This is a genomic window from Citrobacter sp. Cpo037 (assembly GCF_030332945.1).
GTDB classification, from domain to species: domain Bacteria; phylum Pseudomonadota; class Gammaproteobacteria; order Enterobacterales; family Enterobacteriaceae; genus Citrobacter; species Citrobacter portucalensis.
Window position 1 is genome coordinate 87,710 of record NZ_JAOWGW010000050.1, and the last position, 19,131, is coordinate 106,840.

A 19,131-nucleotide genomic window follows, 5' to 3' on the forward strand; every position below is an offset into this window, starting at 1 on the left:
TGGAGAATGAGAGCCGGTCAGGATGTTCGGCGGGTCTGGATGGCCAGGATACTTCAGGATGAAGTTTTCACATCGGGGTGATGTGAGCAGGATGCAAAAGTTCAGGATGAACACGGTCGTAAGACCACAGGAAAAGTTGTCACGGATGAGCAGGGAGCACTAAAAGTAGCTGGAATGCTGCGAAACGAACCGGGAGCACTGTTTTTACAGTGCTCCCTTTTTTTATTTCCCTTCACTAGTGCTATTCTTCGCGCCAGATTTTTTCATCATTGAGGTTAATTTCATGACGACTCATGACCGTGTGCGCCAGCAGTTACACGCACTTGAAGCGCTACTGCGTGAACATCATCACTGGCGGATGGATGAGCCAGCAGAGCATCTGTTTACCAGTACGCAGCCTTTTTGTATGGATACCATGGAGCCGGTCGAGTGGCTGCAGTGGGTGTTGATTCCCCGCATGCATACGTTGATTGATAACGCGCAGCCGCTTCCGCAGGCTTTTGCCGTCGCACCGTATTACGAAATGGCGCTGGCAGCCGATCACCCGCAGCGCGACATTCTCCTGGCTGCATTGCAGGAGCTGGATGCGCTGTTTACAAGTGATAACGCCTGATGCTGGAAATTCTTTATCAGGACGAATGGCTGGTCGCCGTCAATAAACCTTCGGGCTGGTTGGTTCACCGCAGTTGGCTCGACCGGGATGAGAAAGTGGTGGTGATGCAAACGGTGCGCGACCAAATTGGTCAGCACGTATTTACCGCCCATCGACTCGACAGACCAACCTCCGGCGTGCTGCTGATGGGACTGTCCAGCGAAGCCGGGCGTTTACTGTCCCAGCAGTTTGAACATCATCAAATTCAGAAACGCTATCATGCGATTGTGCGTGGCTGGCTGATGGATGATGCCGTGCTGGATTACCCGCTGGTCGAAGAGCTGGATAAGATTGCCGATAAGTTTGCCCGCGATGATAAAGGCCCGCAGCCTGCTGTCACCCATTATCGTGGCCTGGCAACGGTAGAAATGCCGGTAGCGACCGGGCGTTATCCGACTACCCGTTACGGGCTGGTGGAGCTGGACCCTAAAACCGGTCGCAAGCACCAGCTCAGACGCCATCTGGCGCACTTGCGCCATCCGATTATCGGCGACAGCAAGCATGGTGATTTGCGGCAAAACCGCAGCGCCGCGGAGCATTTCGGTTGCCAGAGATTGATGCTGCATGCCAGCCAGCTTGCGCTGACCCATCCTTTCACCGGCGAACCGCTGGTTATTCGCGCCGGGCTGGATGACGTCTGGATGCAGGCGTTATCACAGTTTGGCTGGCGTGGACTTCTCTCTGAGAATGAAAGGGTTGAGTTCAGCGGGCTGTCAGGTCAGGATGAGCAGATAGATTCTTAAGTCCCAGGAGATTACGGTTATGGCGGAAATTGGAATTTTTGTCGGCACGATGTACGGAAACGCGCTGCTGGTTGCCGAAGAGGCCGAAGCTATTTTGACGGCGCAGGGTCATAAAGCTACGGTGTTCGAAGATCCGGAGCTTAGCGACTGGCAGGCATATCAGGATAAATATGTACTGGTGGTGACTTCCACGACCGGGCAGGGCGATCTGCCGGATAGCATCGTGCCGCTGTTTCAAGGGATCAAAGATAATCTCGGTTTCCAGCCAAATCTGCATTACGGGGTAATTGGGCTGGGCGACAGTAGCTACGTTAATTTCTGCAATGGCGGCAAACAGTTCGATGCCTTGTTGCAGGAACAAAGCGCCCACCGTGTAGGAGAAATGCTGCTGATTGATGCCAGCGAGCATCCTGAACCGGAAAGCGAATCCAATCCCTGGGTAGAAAACTGGGGAACCTTGCTTAAGTAACTCCCTCGCCCGTACGGGCTGCAACCCCCATTTGAACCGCAAGCCGGGCCAGGCGAAGCCGCCACCCGGCAATAAAACCCCAATTACGTGAACTAACTTCCACTACTTTGGGCTTATGCCCCAAACAACTTCTCACTGCCTCCCTAATGTTGTGTTCATGCACGGTGAGGGCAAGTGGCACTCCTTCATATACTTTTCCCGTCAGTTCCCGGAATGGCAGCGAGTCAGAATAAAACGGCCCTGAGCTGTACCAACACTGCCACACACTAACCTCTCATTCTGATCACCCTACAGGTGCTGTACAGAATGAACTGGCGAAAGCCAGGATTCAGGAGTGCAACAATGAGTTCATTAAGTCAGGCGTCGAGCAGCGCGGAAAAACGCACTAACGCTCGCTACTGGATAGTGGTGATGCTGTTTATCGTCACATCCTTCAACTACGGCGATCGCGCCACCTTATCCATTGCCGGTTCGGAGATGGCCAAAGACATTGGTCTGGATGCGGTAGGGATGGGGTATGTATTCTCCGCTTTCTCATGGGCCTATGTTATCGGCCAGATTCCTGGCGGCTGGTTGCTCGACCGCTTTGGTTCAAAACGCGTTTATTTCTGGTCCATCTTTATTTGGTCCATGTTTACCCTGTTGCAGGGTTTTGTCGATATCTTCAGTGGTTTCGGCATTATCGTTGCGCTGTTTACTCTGCGTTTCCTCGTCGGTTTAGCTGAAGCGCCCTCCTTCCCCGGCAACAGTCGTATTGTGGCGGCGTGGTTCCCGGCACAGGAAAGGGGCACGGCGGTCGCTATCTTTAACTCTGCGCAATACTTTGCCACCGTTATCTTCGCGCCAATCATGGGTTGGCTGACCCATGAAGTGGGCTGGTCGCATGTGTTCTTTTTTATGGGCGGCCTCGGGATCATTATAAGCTTCGTCTGGCTGAAGGTGATTCATGAACCGAACCAGCACCCGGGCGTAAACCAAAAAGAGCTGGAGTACATTGCCGAAGGTGGGGCGCTGATCAACATGGATCAGGCGGCAGCCAAAACTAAAGTGCCGTTTAGCGTGAAGTGGGGGCAAATCAAACAGCTGCTGGGTTCACGGATGATGATCGGGATTTACATCGGCCAGTACTGCATTAACGCGCTGACCTACTTCTTTATCACCTGGTTCCCGGTTTATCTGGTGCAGGCTCGCGGTATGTCGATTTTGAAAGCTGGCTTTGTTGCTTCGGTTCCGGCCATTTGCGGATTCGCCGGCGGCGTGCTCGGCGGCATTATTTCCGACTGGTTGATGCGCCGTACCGGTTCGCTGAATATCGCCCGTAAAACGCCAATCGTACTCGGTATGCTGCTGTCGATGGTGATGGTGTTCTGTAACTACGTCAATGTGGAGTGGATGATCATCGGCTTTATGGCGCTGGCCTTCTTCGGCAAAGGTATCGGTGCGCTGGGCTGGGCGGTGATGGCTGATACCGCACCTAAAGAAATCAGCGGTCTGAGCGGCGGTTTGTTCAACATGTTTGGCAACATCTCCGGCATCGTCACGCCAATTGCTATCGGCTATATCGTAGGGACCACCGGCTCATTTAACGGCGCGTTGATTTACGTCGGGGTACATGCGCTGATTGCGGTGGTGAGCTATCTGGTGCTGGTGGGCGATATTAAACGTATCGAACTGAAACCTGTCGCAGGACAATGATGATGACAACACAATCAAGTCCCGTTATTACCGATATGAAGGTCATCCCGGTGGCCGGTCATGACAGCATGCTGCTCAATATTGGCGGCGCGCATAACGCATACTTTACTCGTAATATCGTGGTGCTCACCGATAATGCCGGAAACACCGGTGTCGGTGAAGCGCCAGGTGGCGAAGTGATTTATCAGACGCTGGTGGATGCGATTCCGCAGGTGTTGGGCCAGGGAGTCGCGCGCCTGAATAAGGTGGTGCAGCAGGTGCATAAAGGCAACCAGGCCGCTGATTTTGACACCTTTGGCAAAGGCGCCTGGACCTTTGAACTACGGGTCAATGCGGTAGCGGCGCTGGAAGCCGCATTGCTCGACCTGCTGGGTAAGGCGCTGAACGTGCCGGTTTGTGAACTGTTAGGGCCGGGCAAGCAGCGCGATGCGGTCACCGTACTCGGCTATCTGTTCTACGTGGGCGATCGCACAAAGACCGATTTACCGTATCTGGAAAGCACGCCGGGAAACCATGAGTGGTATCACCTGCGTCATCAGCAAGCGATGAATAGTGAGGCTGTGGTACGTCTGGCTCAGGCTTCGCAGGATCGCTACGGCTTTAAAGATTTCAAACTCAAGGGTGGTGTACTGCCTGGCGAGCAGGAAATCGACACCGCTCGTGCGCTGAAAAAATGCTTCCCGGATGCACGTATTACGGTTGATCCCAACGGTGCCTGGCTGCTGGATGAAGCCATCTCCCTGTGTAAAGGGCTGAACGATGTTCTGACCTACGCCGAAGATCCATGCGGCGCCGAACAGGGTTTTTCTGGCCGCGAAGTGATGGCCGAGTTCCGCCGTGCAACCGGTCTGCCGGTAGCAACGAACATGATAGCCACCAACTGGCGTGAAATGGGCCATGCTGTGATGCTGAATTCAGTAGATATTCCGCTGGCCGATCCGCACTTCTGGACCCTTTCTGGCGCGGTACGCGTGGCACAGTTATGCGACGACTGGGGCCTGACCTGGGGCTGCCATTCTAACAATCATTTTGATATTTCCCTGGCGATGTTCACCCACGTTGGTGCGGCTGCACCGGGTAATCCAACGGCTATTGATACCCACTGGATCTGGCAGGAGGGCGATTGCCGCCTGACCAAAAATCCGCTGGAGATTAAAAACGGAAAAATTTCGGTACCCGATGCGCCCGGTCTGGGCGTGGAACTGGACTGGGATCAGGTACAGAAAGCGCATGAAGCCTATAAGGCGCTGCCCGGTGGCGCGCGTAATGACGCAGGCCCAATGCAGTATCTGATCCCCGGATGGACTTTTGACCGTAAACGTCCCGTTTTCGGCCGCCACTAATTTTGAATAAGGACTTAATTATGAGCGCACAATTTTCTACCCCATTGGTTACCTCTATGCAGGTTATTCCGGTTGCGGGTCATGACAGCATGCTGATGAACCTGAGCGGCGCACATGCTCCGTTCTTCACGCGCAATATTGTGATTATTAAAGATAACTCCGGTCATACCGGCGTGGGTGAAATTCCCGGCGGCGAAAAAATCCGCAAAACGCTGGAAGATGCGATCCCGTTGGTGGTAGGTAAAACGTTAGGTGAATACAAAAACGTGCTGAATGCGGTACGCAATACTTTTGCCGATCGTGATGCGGGCGGTCGCGGTTTGCAGACCTTCGATTTACGTACCACTATTCATGTGGTTACTGGGATCGAAGCGGCCATGTTGGATCTGTTAGGTCAGCATTTGGGCGTAAACGTCGCCTCTTTGCTGGGGGATGGCCAGCAGCGTAGCGAAGTTGAAATGTTGGGTTACCTGTTCTTTGTGGGTAACCGTAAGGCAACGCCGCTGCCGTACCAGAGTCAGCCGGATGAGAAATGCGACTGGTATCGTCTGCGTCATGAAGAAGCGATGACCCCGGATGCGGTAGTGCGCCTGGCGGAAGCCGCATATGAGAAGTATGGTTTTAATGATTTTAAACTGAAAGGCGGCGTGCTGGCCGGGGAAGAGGAAGCAGAATCTATCGTTGCGCTGGCGAAGCGCTTCCCGCAGGCCCGCGTCACGCTGGATCCGAACGGCGCGTGGTCGCTAAATGAAGCGATTAAGATCGGCAAATATCTGAAGGGTTCTCTGGCCTATGCGGAAGATCCGTGCGGTGCCGAGCAGGGCTTCTCTGGTCGTGAAGTGATGGCGGAGTTCCGCCGCGCCACCGGTCTGCCGACCGCCACCAACATGATCGCCACCGACTGGCGTCAGATGGGGCATACGCTGTCGTTGCAGTCTGTTGATATCCCACTGGCGGACCCGCACTTCTGGACCATGCAGGGTTCTGTCCGTGTGGCGCAGATGTGCCATGAGTTCGGGCTGACCTGGGGATCGCACTCTAACAACCACTTTGATATTTCGCTGGCGATGTTTACGCATGTTGCGGCGGCGGCTCCGGGTAAAATAACCGCTATCGATACCCACTGGATCTGGCAGGAAGGCAATCAGCGCTTGACCAAAGAGCCGTTTGAAATCAAAGGCGGCATGGTGCAGGTTCCGGCAAAACCGGGTCTGGGCGTGGAGCTGGATATGGATCAGGTCATGAAAGCGCATGAACTGTACCAGCAACATGGACTGGGTGCGCGTGATGATGCGATGGGTATGCAGTATCTTATCCCGAACTGGACGTTTGATAATAAGCGTCCGTGCATGGTTCGCTAAGTGATCCAGGACCGCTCCTATAGAGTGAGCGGTTTTGCTCCTGGTGTATGCTTAACATAGTCAACATGCGTAAGGATGCTTTATGAAAATAGTAATCGCACCAGATTCCTATAAGGAAAGTTTGAGTGCGCTTGAGGTGGCAACGGCTATAGAGCAGGGGTTTCGTGAGATCTGGCCCGATGCGGATTACGTGAAGATTCCGGTTGCAGATGGCGGTGAAGGAACGGTCGAAGCGATGGTTGCCGCAACGCAAGGTCACCTTGTGCATGTTGATGTTACCGGCCCTTTGGGCAACACAATTCAGGCATTTTATGGTTTATCTGGTGATGAGCGCTCGGCGTTTATCGAAATGGCGGCCGCCAGCGGACTGGAACAGGTTCCTGTGGGGTTACGCGATCCGCTGAAAACGACATCCTGGGGAACCGGGGAGTTAATCCGTCATGCGCTGGACGCTGGCGTTGAACATATCATCATTGGGATTGGCGGTAGCGCCACCAATGATGGCGGTGCCGGGATGGCGCAAGCGCTGGGAGCAAAACTGCTGGATGCGCAAAATAACGAAATTGCGCAAGGCGGAATCGGTCTGGAATCTCTGTCCCGGATTGATATTTCTCAGTTAGACAGCCGTCTTGCCGGGTGCCGTATTGAAGTTGCTTGCGATGTGACCAACCCGTTGACTGGAAAAAAGGGCGCATCTGCGGTTTTTGGTCCGCAAAAAGGGGCGACGCCGGAGATGATTACCCGCCTGGATCGGGCGCTCACGCACTATGCGCAACTCATTGCCCGCGATCTGGGCGTCAACGTGCTGGATCTGGCCGGTGGTGGTGCGGCTGGTGGTATGGGGGCGGCGCTGTATGCGTTTTGCGGCGCACAGTTACGCTGCGGTATTGAGATAGTGACCGATGCGTTACACCTTGATGCCTGCGTTGCGGATGCGGATTTAGTGGTCACGGGTGAAGGGCGCATTGATAGTCAGACTATTCACGGTAAGGTTCCGGTTGGCGTGGCGAAGGTCGCAAAACGTTACAACAAGCCGGTTATCGGTATCGCAGGTAGCCTGACGGCCGATGTCGGTGTGGTCCATGAGCATGGGCTGGATGCGGTTTTCAGCGTCATCTACTCCATTTGTACCCTGGATGAGGCGCTGAAGAACGCGAGCGACAACGTACGAATAACGGCGCGAAACGTAGCCGCAACGCTTAAAGCAGGGCAGCAATTACGCTGAGTTGTAGGGCGTTTACGCCGCATTCGGCGATGTGCCCGATGCGCGACGCTTATCGTGCCTACGGTAAACAGCGAAACCTGTAGACCGGATAAGGCGGTCACGCCGCCTTCCGGCAAATATTACCCCAACAGCTTCTTTGCTTCGCGTGCAACGTTGTCCATCTCATCCAGAAGCTCTAAAAACTCAGGTTCCAGCTCTTCTTCTTTGGTTCCACTGCGTAGCTGTTGTTCAATGAGCTGACACAGGTTTTTCATGCGGGGGACACCACTATAACCGCAACTGCCGTGCAGCTTGTGAATCATATCCACTAGCCCTTCGGGGTTCTCTCCGACCAGTTGCTCTTCGATTTTGTTACGCACCTCAGGCAGAAAATCGATCAGCATTTGCAGCATATCCCGCGCCAAATCGTTCTTACCCGCGGCTTGCCTTAATGCCAGTTGCCAGTCGAGCGTCGTGTTCGGATTGACGACTGGCTCAAGAGGTTCTGCGGTGAGTGCCCGCAGCGATGTGCTTGCACCCGGTTTGTAACGTAACAGCAGATTATGCAGCTTATCTTCTTCGATAGGCTTCGCCAGGTAATCGTTCATCCCGGCGCTGAGCAGCTTCTCTTTCTGCCCGGCCATGGCGTGTGCGGTGACCGCAATGACAGGTGTCTGCTGTTGATGAGGAAGCTGGTGGATAAGTTCACAAGCGCGAATGCCGTCCATATCAGGCATCTGAATATCCATCAGGATAAGATCAAATTGCATTTGTCTGGCGCGATCCACCGCCTGATGCCCGCTGTCGCAGAGCACGACGTGCTGTACCTTATCTTCCAGCAATGCGCCAATCAGCTTGAGGTTCGCCGGGTTGTCGTCCACCGCCATGACGGTCATCGCGATTTTGCTCTCGTCTACCAGCAGCGGATCCGCGCTGTGGTTCAGCTGACAATACTCTGTCAGCGCAGGCAGTAAGCGGGTTGAGGTGAGCGGTTTCAACAGACACGCCGCCGCGCCGCCCTGTTTTAACTTCTCGGCGTTAATCTGCGCATGGCAAGGGAGGGCCAGTAACAAAAAGTCGGTCATCGCCGCTGCGCTTGCCAGCCGCTCATGCTGCATGGTGAGCGGTTCGCGTAAAGTGACCGGAATGCCGAGCAGCAGAATATCGTAGTGATCCTTCGGCAGCCCGGAGAATGAAGGGCTGTAAATCACCTCCAGCGGTGTTTCACTCAATATATCTAACGTGCATTGTGCGGCGGTGGCGTTAGGTTCGACGTAGGCCAGTCGTTTACCGGCCAGGCAGAGCGTGGTTGAGCGGTCAACGAGAACATTAGGGTTAAGATCGAGGCTGATATGGAACCAGAACGTGGAGCCCCGGTTCGGCTGGCTGTGGAAGGAGATATCCCCACCCATTTCGTTGACCAGTTTTTGCGTAATGACCAGGCCTAGCCCGGTTCCGCCATGACGCCGGGAAATACTGGCATCCGCCTGGCGGAAGGCCTGGAACAGACGGGATTGATCGCGCTCAGGAATACCGATCCCGGTATCGCGGATTTGTACTTCAATTTGCACTTTCGTGTTACTAAGGGCTCGCTTCTCGACCAGGATGTCGATGTTGCCGCCTTCGGTAAATTTGATGGCATTGCCGACCAGATTGGTGATCACCTGCTGTAAACGCAACGGGTCACCGATGACGTTGTCCGGTACGTCATTCTTAATATTCAGCGTCAGCTCAAGCCCTTTATCATGGGATGAATGTGCTAACAGTGTGACGACATCATCCAGCGTGCTGCGCAGCGGGAACGGAATGCTTTCCAGAATCAGCTTGCCCGCCTCAAGTTTGGAGAAGTCGAGTACATCATTGATGATGGCCAGCAGATTGTTAGCTGAGCGTTCAATGGTATTCAGGTGATCGCGCTGTGTGGTGTTGAGTTCGGTTTTTAGCGTCAGACGGGTGAAGCCAATCACGCCATTCAGCGGTGTTCGCAGCTCGTGGGACATGTTTGCCAGAAACTCAGACTTAATACGTGCCGCTTCCTGGGCGCGTTTCTTCGCCAGATCCAGCTCGACGTTCTGGATTTCCATCTGCTCCAGCGTTTCGCGCAGGTCAGAGGTGGCCTGATCGATGTTGTGCTGCATCTCTTCATGGTAAGCCGCGAGAGACATTGCCATCGAGTTGATGCCATTTTTAAGCATATCCAGCTCGCCCAGCATGAAACCTTCCACGCGGCTGTCGAGCTGTCCTCTACGTATTCGGTCAACGGTATTCACCATATTGCGAATCGGGCCGGTCACGTCGCGCATAAGACGCCAGCCGAAAATTAACGCGATACCAATACAAAACAGCATCATTACGCTGGAGATAAAGATCTCTTTGTACTGCTGCAATCGTACGGACTTAAGGTCCAGCTCAAGCGCCACATACCCCAGCATATTTTTGGTGTTTTTGGCGTCGCTTACGGCGGATTCATCCGGTGAATAGCTTTCCGATATAATAGGGGTTCGCAGGATCATGATATCCCCGTGCCGGGTGACGCTCAGCTTACGGGGAAACGGTGAACCGGTCGCCAACTGCATTTCAGACGGATCGAGATGAAAATTAGAGGTGACGAACAGTCGGTTATTTTCGTCATAAACAGAAATTGCCCGCACGATATCGGAATGGCGACGATGCAGCACGCTGATAAGCTGGCCGATGGATTCCCTGTTTTGCAGGTTCATGCCATATTCGCTGGAGACCGCGAGTGGTTCAATGATGCTGGCACCAGCATCTTCCAGTTGACGCTGCAAGTCGTTATAGCGATGCACAACAAAAAAGATACTGAGCAACAAACCTATCAGGACGGTCGGGGCCAGGATCAGAATCATCATGCGTGCGCGCAGGCTGTAGTTGGTCATGGAGTTCCGTTATGGGACAATTAGGGTCACACTGTTAAATAGAGAAATATCTCGTCGATGGCGCAATTCTACTCTGCAAAACGACGCGTGACGACGCGTCAGATCATAACCGTTACCGTCAATGACCTCGATCCTTTTGGTCAGGGCGTCGCTCGCCATAACGGAAAGGCGTTGTTTATACCGGAATTGCTACCCCAGGAAAGCGCCGAGGTGGTGATTACCGAAGATAAAAAACAGTTTGCCCGCGCGCAAGTAAAACGACGTTTAAACGACAGCCCACAGCGTGAAGTGCCACGTTGCCCGCATTTTGGCGTGTGCGGCGGTTGCCAGCAGCAGCATGCCAGCATCTCATTGCAGCAGCGTAGCAAAAGCGCGGCGTTGTCGCGTTTAATGAAATGTGAGGTGTCGGATGTTATAGCTGATGCCCCGTGGGGCTATCGTCGTCGCGCACGTTTGAGCCTGAACTATCGGCCAAAAGAACAAAAATTGCAGATGGGGTTTCGCAAATCCGGTTCCAGCGACATTATCGATGTCAAACAATGCCCTATTTTGGTGCCCCAGCTTGAGGCGTTATTGCCCCATCTCAGAGCGTGTCTGGAAAGTCTGCAAGGGTTACGCCATCTAGGCCATGTTGAGCTGGTACAGGCGGGAAGCGGAACCCTGATGATTTTGCGCCACACGGCGCCATTGAGTGCTGCGGATAAAGAAAAACTGGAATGCTTTTCGCATTCTCAGGGTCTGTCTTTGTTTCTGGCCCCGCAAAGCGAGATACTGGAATCAATATCAGAAGAATCGCCCTGGTATGACTCAAATGGACTACGGTTAACCTTCAGCCCGCGCGATTTTATTCAGGTCAATGAAGGGGTAAACCAACAAATGGTCGCCCGTGCGCTGGAATGGCTCGATGTACAACCTGAAGATCGTGTACTCGATTTGTTCTGTGGCATGGGCAATTTTACCCTACCGCTGGCAACTCGGGCAGCAAGCGTGGTTGGTGTGGAAGGTGTTCCTGCGTTGGTGGAAAAAGGCCGAGAAAACGCGCTGAATAACGGATTACACAATGTGACATTCTTTCATGAAAACCTTGAGGAAGATGTTACCCGACAGCCGTGGGCGAAAAACGGATTCGACAAAGTATTGCTCGATCCTGCGCGTGCGGGGGCTGCAGGTGTGATGCAACATATTATAAAATTAGAACCTATACGCGTTGTTTATGTATCCTGTAACCCAGCAACGCTGGCTCGTGACAGCGATGCTTTGCTCAACGCTGGATACGCCATACGGCGACTGGCGATGCTCGATATGTTTCCGCACACTGGACACCTGGAATCAATGGTCCTGTTTGAGCGTTTGTAATGAATTTTGTACCCATTGGATTTCGGGTTGTAATGCAGCATGAAAGACAATGGGTAGGGCTTGTCGACTTCGACAGGCCTGGCCCCTTAAGGAGAGGACAATGGTTGCGGTAAGAAGTGCACATATAAATAAAGCTGGTGAGTTTGATCCAAAGAAATGGATCGCGAGTCTGGGGATCTCCAGCCAGCAGTCGTGTGAACGCTTAGCCGAAACCTGGGCGTACTGCCTCCAGCAGACACAGGGGCATCCGGATGCGGATCTGCTGCTGTGGCGTGGCGTGGAGATGGTAGAAATTCTCTCTATGTTGAGCATGGATATCGACACGCTGCGTGCAGCAATGCTGTTCCCTCTGGCTGATGCCAACGTGGTCAGTGAAGACATCCTGCGCGAGAGCGTGGGCAAATCTATTGTTCATCTTATCCACGGTGTGCGTGATATGGCGGCGATACGCCAGCTTAAAGCCACGCATACCGATTCAGTTTCTTCCGAGCAGGTCGATAACGTCCGCCGCATGCTGCTGGCAATGGTAGATGACTTCCGCTGTGTGGTCATCAAGTTGGCAGAGCGGATTGCCCATCTGCGTGAAGTGAAAGACGCGCCGGAAGATGAACGCGTTCTGGCGGCAAAAGAGTGCACCAATATTTATGCGCCGCTGGCCAACCGTTTGGGAATCGGGCAATTAAAATGGGAGCTGGAAGATTATTGCTTCCGTTATCTGCACCCGGCTGAATACAAACGCATAGCCAAGCTGCTGCATGAACGACGTATCGACAGGGAACATTATATTGATGAGTTCGTCGGTCATTTGCGCTCAGAGATGAAAACGGAAGGCGTCAAAGCTGAGGTGTACGGACGTCCGAAGCATATCTACAGTATCTGGCGCAAAATGCAGAAAAAGCAGTTAGCCTTCGATGAACTGTTCGATGTACGCGCAGTGCGTATCGTGGCAGAGCGTTTACAGGATTGCTATGCCGCACTCGGGATAGTACATACTCACTATCGCCATCTGCCGGATGAGTTCGATGATTACGTTGCTAATCCGAAACCCAATGGCTACCAGTCAATCCATACGGTTGTGCTGGGGCCGGGCGGGAAAACCATCGAAATTCAGATCCGTACCAAACAGATGCACGAAGATGCCGAACTGGGCGTCGCGGCGCACTGGAAGTACAAAGAGGGTACCGCTTCAGGCGCGGCGCGTTCTGGTCATGAAGATCGCATTGCGTGGCTGCGTAAGCTGATTGCCTGGCAGGAAGAGATGGCGGATTCCGGTGAAATGCTGGATGAAGTCCGTAGCCAGGTCTTTGATGACCGCGTGTACGTCTTTACGCCAAAAGGCGACGTTGTAGACTTACCTGCGGGCTCCACGCCGCTCGATTTTGCTTACCACATTCATAGCGATGTGGGGCATCGATGCATTGGCGCGAAAATTGGTGGGCGCATTGTACCGTTTACCTACCAGCTGCAGATGGGCGATCAAATTGAAATTATCACCCAGAAACAGCCAAACCCAAGCCGCGACTGGTTGAACCCTAACCTTGGCTACGTAACCACCAGTCGTGGGCGTTCGAAGATCCACGCCTGGTTCCGTAAACAGGACCGTGATAAGAACATCCTTGCAGGTCGCCAGATCCTCGACGATGAGCTGGCGCATTTAGGCATCAGCCTGAAAGAGGCGGAAAAACACCTGCTACCGCGCTACAGCTTCAATGAGCTGGACGAGTTGCTGGCGGCGATTGGTGGGGGAGACATCCGCCTCAACCAAATGGTGAACTTCCTGCAGGCGCAGTTTAATAAGCCAAGCGCTGCCGAACAGGATGCCGCCGCACTGAAACAGCTTCAGCAGAAAACGCAGGCACCGCAGAGTCGTCGTAAAGACGACGGTCGTGTGGTGGTGGAAGGGGTAGGTAACCTGATGCACCACATCGCCCGCTGCTGCCAGCCGATTCCAGGCGATGAGATTGTCGGGTTTATTACCCAGGGACGCGGTATTTCCGTGCACCGGGCGGATTGTGAACAGCTGGCTGAGCTGCGCTCCCATGCGCCGGAACGTATTGTTGATGCGGTCTGGGGCGAAAGCTACTCGGCAGGGTATTCGCTGGTGGTTCGCGTCCAGGCCAACGATCGCAGCGGCTTGTTACGTGATATCACCACGATCCTCGCCAACGAGAAGGTGAACGTGCTGGGAGTTGCCAGCCGAAGTGATACCAAACAACAGCTGGCCACCATCGATATGACCATCGAAATTTATAACCTGCAGGTGCTCGGGCGCGTGCTCGGCAAGCTGAACCAGGTACCGGATGTGATCGACGCACGTCGCTTGCACGGTAATTAATGATTTTGTAGGTCGGATAACCTTGTAGGCCTGATAAGACGCGTTAGCGTTGCCATCAGGCATTGCTATGTTGCTGGATGTAGGTTGTCGCGTTATCCGGTCTACTATATTGAAATTTCAGGACATTCCAATGAATCAAATCGACCGACTGCTCGGTATTATGCAGCGCCTGCGCGACCCGGAAAACGGCTGTCCGTGGGACAAAGAGCAGACATTCTCCACTATTGCTCCTTACACTCTCGAAGAAACCTATGAAGTGCTGGACGCGATTGCGCGTGAAGACTTTGACGACCTGCGCGGAGAGCTGGGCGACCTGCTGTTCCAGGTGGTGTTTTACGCCCAGATGGCGCAGGAAGAAGGACGCTTCAACTTTGATGATATTTGTGCTGCGATAAGCGATAAGCTTGAACGCCGTCATCCACATGTTTTTGCTGATGTTTCTGCCAGTAACAGTACTGAGGTTTTGACCCGCTGGGAAAAAATCAAAAGTGAAGAACGCGCCCAGAAGGCACAGCATTCCGCACTCGACGATATTCCCCGCAGTTTACCGGCATTAATGCGCGCCCAAAAAATCCAGAAACGCTGCTCAAATGTTGGCTTCGACTGGAAAACATTAGGACCGGTTGTCGACAAGGTTTACGAAGAGATCGACGAAGTCATGTTTGAGGCTAAGCAGGCTGTTGTCGACCAGGCTAAACTGGAGGAGGAAATGGGCGATCTGCTGTTTGCTACGGTCAATATGGCCCGGCATTTAGGCACTAAAGCAGAGACCGCATTGCAGAAAGCGAACGAGAAGTTTGAGCGGCGTTTTCGTGAAGTTGAGCGAATTGTGGCTTCGCGCGGTCTGGAAATGACTGGTGTTGATCTGGAAACTATGGAAGAAGTCTGGCAACAGGTAAAACGGCAGGAAATTGATCTCTAAGGGATTTCGTCGGTCAAGGGCGATTTGTGTGATTTTTTAAATAACAAGCGCTTGATTTACGTCAAAAACATTTACCCCAAAGGGGCTATTTTCTCACTCCCGATGTTAATGTGAGCCTGGTGAAGAGGAGGAATAATGAAAGTTTGTGGCGCTCGTCATGTTCGGGTATACTACTTTCCCGTCTTGGTAATTCCATCGTTTCACCCTAACTTCTCAGGTCCAGCATGACAACGAACTATATTTTTGTGACCGGCGGGGTCGTATCCTCTCTGGGAAAAGGCATTGCCGCAGCCTCCCTGGCAGCCATTCTTGAAGCCCGTGGCCTCAATGTAACCATGATGAAACTGGATCCGTACATCAACGTCGATCCAGGTACTATGAGCCCAATCCAACACGGGGAAGTGTTCGTTACCGAAGACGGCGCTGAAACCGACCTGGACCTGGGTCACTATGAGCGTTTCATTCGTACCAAAATGAGCCGCCGCAACAACTTCACTACGGGTCGTATCTACTCCGACGTTCTGCGTAAAGAACGCCGTGGCGACTACCTGGGCGCAACAGTTCAGGTTATCCCGCACATCACGAATGCCATTAAAGAGCGCGTTCTGGAAGGCGGTGAAGGTCATGATGTTGTTCTGGTCGAAATCGGCGGAACCGTTGGGGATATCGAATCTCTGCCGTTCCTTGAAGCGATTCGCCAGATGGCCGTAGAAATTGGCCGTGAGCACACGCTGTTTATGCATCTGACGCTGGTTCCGTACATGGCGGCGGCAGGTGAAGTCAAAACTAAACCGACTCAGCACTCTGTAAAAGAGCTGCTTTCTATCGGTATTCAGCCAGATATCCTGATTTGCCGCTCCGATCGCGCAGTTCCGGCTAATGAACGTGCAAAAATTGCATTGTTCTGTAACGTTCCGGAAAAAGCGGTGATTTCTCTGAAAGATGTCGATTCCATCTATAAAATCCCGGGCCTGTTGAAATCTCAGGGCCTTGACGATTATATTTGTAAACGATTCAGCTTGAACTGTCCGGAAGCTAATCTGTCAGAATGGGAACAGGTTATCTACGAAGAAGCGAATCCGGCAGGCGAAGTGACTATCGGTATGGTCGGCAAGTACATTGAACTGCCGGATGCCTATAAGTCAGTTATCGAAGCGCTGAAGCACGGTGGTCTGAAGAATCGTGTCACCGTCAACATCAAGCTGATCGATTCGCAAGATGTCGAAACGCGTGGCGTTGAGATCCTGAAAGGTCTTGATGCAATCCTGATCCCTGGCGGCTTCGGCTACCGCGGTGTTGAAGGTAAAATCGCGACGGCGCGTTTTGCGCGTGAGAACAATATTCCTTATCTGGGCATTTGCCTGGGTATGCAGGTTGCGTTGATTGAGTTTGCACGTAACGTAGTGGGTATGGACAACGCCAACTCCACGGAATTTGTGCCAGACTGTAAGTACCCGGTGGTGGCCCTGATTACCGAATGGCGCGATGAAGACGGCAACGTCGAAGTCCGTACAGAGAAGAGCGATCTGGGCGGCACAATGCGCCTTGGCGCGCAGCAGTGTCAGTTGAGCGACGATAGCCTGGTTCGTCAACTGTACGGCGCGCCGACAATTGTTGAACGCCATCGCCACCGTTATGAAGTCAACAATATGCTGTTGAAACAGATTGAAGCTGCGGGTCTGCGTATTGCAGGCCGTTCCGGTGATGATCAGTTGGTCGAGATCATTGAGGTACCGAATCATCCGTGGTTCGTGGCCTGTCAGTTCCACCCGGAATTTACTTCCACGCCACGTGATGGGCACCCGCTGTTTGCCGGCTTTGTGAAAGCCGCCAGTGAACATCAGAAGCGTCAGGCGAAGTAAGAAGTAAATAAGTTAGAACGGCAATGCACCCATTAGGGTGCATTGTTTGTCTGGAGTTTTAGTTTAACTTGTACTGAGGAAAATCTAATGTCCAAAATCGTTAAAATCATCGGTCGTGAAATCATCGACTCCCGTGGTAACCCGACTGTTGAAGCCGAAGTACACCTGGAAGGTGGTTTCGTTGGTATGGCAGCAGCTCCGTCAGGTGCTTCTACTGGTTCCCGCGAAGCACTGGAACTGCGCGATGGCGACAAATCCCGTTTCATGGGTAAAGGCGTACTGAAAGCTGTTGCAGCTGTTAACGGCCCAATTGCTCAGGCTCTGCTGGGTAAAGATGCTAAAGATCAGGCTGGCATCGACAAGATCATGATCGATCTGGACGGTACTGAAAACAAATCCAACTTCGGTGCAAACGCCATCCTGGCTGTGTCCCTGGCGAACGCCAAAGCAGCAGCAGCTGCAAAAGGCCTGCCGCTGTATGCACACATCGCTGAACTGAACGGTACTCCGGGTAAATACTCCATGCCGGTTCCGATGATGAACATCATCAACGGTGGTGAGCACGCTGACAACAACGTCGACATCCAGGAATTCATGATTCAGCCGGTTGGCGCTAAGACTCTGAAAGAAGCCGTTCGTATGGGTTCTGAAGTGTTCCACAACCTGGCTAAAGTTCTGAAAGCTAAAGGTATGAACACTGCAGTTGGTGACGAAGGTGGCTACGCGCCGAACCTGGGTTCCAACGCTGAAGCTCTGGCTGTAATCGCTGAAGCGGTTAAAGCAGCTGGCTACGAGCTGGGCAAAGACATCACCCTGGCGATGGACTGTGCAGCTTCTGAATTCTACAAAGACGGTAAATACGTTCTGGCTGGCGAAGGCAACAAAGCATTCACCTCCGAAGAATTCACTCATTTCCTGGAAGAACTGACCAAACAGTACCCGATCGTGTCCATCGAAGATGGTCTGGACGAGTCTGACTGGGACGGTTTCGCATACCAGACTAAAGTACTGGGCGACAAAATCCAGCTGGTTGGTGACGATCTGTTCGTAACTAACACCAAGATCCTGAAAGAAGGCATCGAAAAAGGCATCGTTAACTCCATCCTGATCAAATTCAACCAGATCGGTTCTCTGACCGAAACTCTGGCTGCGATCAAAATGGCGAAAGACGCTGGCTACACCGCTGTCATCTCTCACCGTTCTGGCGAAACTGAAGACGCTACCATCGCTGACCTGGCTGTTGGTACCGCTGCAGGCCAGATCAAAACTGGTTCTATGAGCCGTTCTGACCGCGTTGCTAAGTACAACCAGCTGATTCGTATCGAAGAAGCTCTGGGTGAACAAGCACCGTACAACGGTCGTAAAGAGATCAAAGGTCAGGCGTAATCCAGTTCTTTAACTCTTAACGTAAAAACCCGCTGCGGCGGGTTTTTTTATGCCCTTAAAGCAGTAGAGGAAGGGTTGCGCTGGCGGTTTGCTGGCTCACATCACTGTACTTTTCATCCAGAGCAATCAGCGACGTAGTCAGTAGCTCTACCAACAGCATCACTCCCACCTTGGCGTTTAGCGCGCCAGCACTCAACGGACCTTCTGGTTTGGCTGCGACCAGTTGAATATCGCTCAGCGAAGCCAACGGGCTGCGCGGCGTATTACTTAACGCCAGTACGCGCACGCCTTGCTTACGCGCCAGTTTAACGACATGCAGTAGATCGCGCGTCGAACCTGAACTGGAAATCGCTACCACCAGCGTGTCTTTGTTAAGCGTTGTGGCGTTCATGGCTGCACGATGCATGTCACTGAACAATTGTGCAGGTTTGCCGAGGCGCAGGAGTTTGTAATGTAAATACTCCCCCAGAATAGCGCTGGCCGCTACGCCATAAATCTGTACCGACTGGGCCTGATGCAGTGCCAAAGCGGCGGATTCCAGTAATGTCCTGTCGAGTAATTTTGCTGTGTCCTGCAACGCTTGTACGGATTCATTGACCACATTGTCAATTTCATCCCCGCTGTGCTCTACCGGCTGTCCTTGCTGGAGATCGAGTGCCAGCGCCATTTTGAATTCGTTATAACCCTTACACCCAAGTGCGCGGCACAGACGTGTGACGCTCGCCTCGCTGGTGTCGCTTTCACGCGCCAGTTCGGTAATCGTCAGATAGACAACTTTTGCCGGATCGCTGAGCACAAACTCTCCCAGCTTCTGCTGTGTTCGGCTATATCCGTCAACGCCCTGGCGCAATCTCAGCAGCAGGTTTTCATTTTCTGACATGCAAAATCCTTAATGCGTTTCTCTGT

Annotated in this window: 14 protein-coding genes; 12 read left to right on the forward strand and 2 right to left on the reverse strand. The window is 52.9% G+C overall.

Annotated elements, in window-relative coordinates:
- The first annotated feature begins 283 nt into the window (after nt 1–283).
- The 7 genes from OGX94_RS08350 to OGX94_RS08380 all read left to right on the forward strand — a co-directional run bounded on the left by OGX94_RS08350 (nt 284) and on the right by OGX94_RS08380 (nt 7,488).
- Nucleotides 284–613, forward strand: coding sequence for a YqcC family protein (locus OGX94_RS08350; protein ID WP_003825670.1), 330 nt, complete (start codon nt 284–286; stop codon nt 611–613).
- Complete coding sequence (truC, locus tag OGX94_RS08355) at nt 613–1,395, forward strand: tRNA pseudouridine(65) synthase TruC (RefSeq protein WP_126317471.1); 783 nt, start codon at nt 613–615, stop codon at nt 1,393–1,395. Before OGX94_RS08350 ends, truC begins: the two co-directional genes overlap by 1 nt.
- 19 nt (nt 1,396–1,414) lie before the next feature.
- On the forward strand, nt 1,415–1,864 hold the full coding sequence (locus OGX94_RS08360; RefSeq protein WP_003825676.1) for a flavodoxin: 450 nt from the start codon (nt 1,415–1,417) through the stop codon (nt 1,862–1,864).
- Between the two features lie 342 nt (nt 1,865–2,206).
- Complete coding sequence (gudP, locus tag OGX94_RS08365) at nt 2,207–3,559, forward strand: galactarate/glucarate/glycerate transporter GudP (RefSeq protein ID WP_200921230.1); 1,353 nt, start codon at nt 2,207–2,209, stop codon at nt 3,557–3,559.
- 2 nt (nt 3,560–3,561) lie between these two features.
- Nucleotides 3,562–4,902, forward strand: a complete 1,341-nt coding sequence (locus tag OGX94_RS08370; RefSeq protein ID WP_286569034.1) for an enolase C-terminal domain-like protein — start codon at nt 3,562–3,564, stop codon at nt 4,900–4,902.
- A gap of 20 nt (nt 4,903–4,922) precedes the next feature.
- The gene (gudD, locus tag OGX94_RS08375; protein WP_003034111.1) at nt 4,923–6,263 is read left to right on the forward strand and encodes a glucarate dehydratase; all 1,341 of its coding nucleotides are present in this window, start codon (nt 4,923–4,925) and stop codon (nt 6,261–6,263) included.
- An 82-nt stretch (nt 6,264–6,345) separates the two neighbouring features.
- Nucleotides 6,346–7,488 carry a glycerate kinase gene (locus OGX94_RS08380; protein WP_257662052.1) on the forward strand — a complete coding sequence of 381 codons (1,143 nt, stop codon included), beginning with the start codon at nt 6,346–6,348 and terminating at the stop codon, nt 7,486–7,488.
- A 119-nt stretch (nt 7,489–7,607) separates the two neighbouring features.
- Here the strand turns inward: OGX94_RS08380 and barA are convergent, their stop codons facing one another.
- Nucleotides 7,608–10,364, reverse strand: coding sequence for a two-component sensor histidine kinase BarA (gene barA, locus OGX94_RS08385; protein ID WP_003825687.1), 2,757 nt, complete (start codon nt 10,362–10,364; stop codon nt 7,608–7,610).
- A 57-nt stretch (nt 10,365–10,421) separates the two neighbouring features.
- On the opposite strand from barA, the gene rlmD reads away from it, so the two are divergent.
- The 5 genes from rlmD (at nt 10,422) to eno (ending at nt 18,225) form a co-directional block, all read left to right on the forward strand.
- Nucleotides 10,422–11,720 (forward strand): 23S rRNA (uracil(1939)-C(5))-methyltransferase RlmD, encoded by a 1,299-nt coding sequence (gene rlmD / locus OGX94_RS08390; protein WP_008785684.1) that lies wholly within the window; start codon nt 10,422–10,424, stop codon nt 11,718–11,720.
- A 100-nt stretch (nt 11,721–11,820) separates the two neighbouring features.
- Nucleotides 11,821–14,055: a GTP diphosphokinase gene (gene relA, locus OGX94_RS08395; protein WP_003825690.1), complete on the forward strand. Its 2,235-nt coding sequence runs from the start codon at nt 11,821–11,823 to the stop codon at nt 14,053–14,055.
- 130 nt (nt 14,056–14,185) lie between these two features.
- Nucleotides 14,186–14,977: a nucleoside triphosphate pyrophosphohydrolase gene (gene mazG / locus OGX94_RS08400; RefSeq protein ID WP_003825693.1), complete on the forward strand. Its 792-nt coding sequence runs from the start codon at nt 14,186–14,188 to the stop codon at nt 14,975–14,977.
- A gap of 224 nt (nt 14,978–15,201) precedes the next feature.
- Nucleotides 15,202–16,839 (forward strand): glutamine hydrolyzing CTP synthase, encoded by a 1,638-nt coding sequence (gene pyrG / locus OGX94_RS08405; RefSeq protein ID WP_003034127.1) that lies wholly within the window; start codon nt 15,202–15,204, stop codon nt 16,837–16,839.
- 87 nt (nt 16,840–16,926) lie between these two features.
- Nucleotides 16,927–18,225 (forward strand): phosphopyruvate hydratase, encoded by a 1,299-nt coding sequence (eno, locus tag OGX94_RS08410; RefSeq protein ID WP_003034129.1) that lies wholly within the window; start codon nt 16,927–16,929, stop codon nt 18,223–18,225.
- 55 nt (nt 18,226–18,280) lie between these two features.
- On the opposite strand, the gene OGX94_RS08415 is transcribed toward eno, so the two are convergent.
- The gene (locus tag OGX94_RS08415) at nt 18,281–19,105 is read right to left on the reverse strand and encodes a MurR/RpiR family transcriptional regulator (protein ID WP_063940947.1); all 825 of its coding nucleotides are present in this window, start codon (nt 19,103–19,105) and stop codon (nt 18,281–18,283) included.
- Between the last annotated feature and the right edge of the window lie 26 nt (nt 19,106–19,131).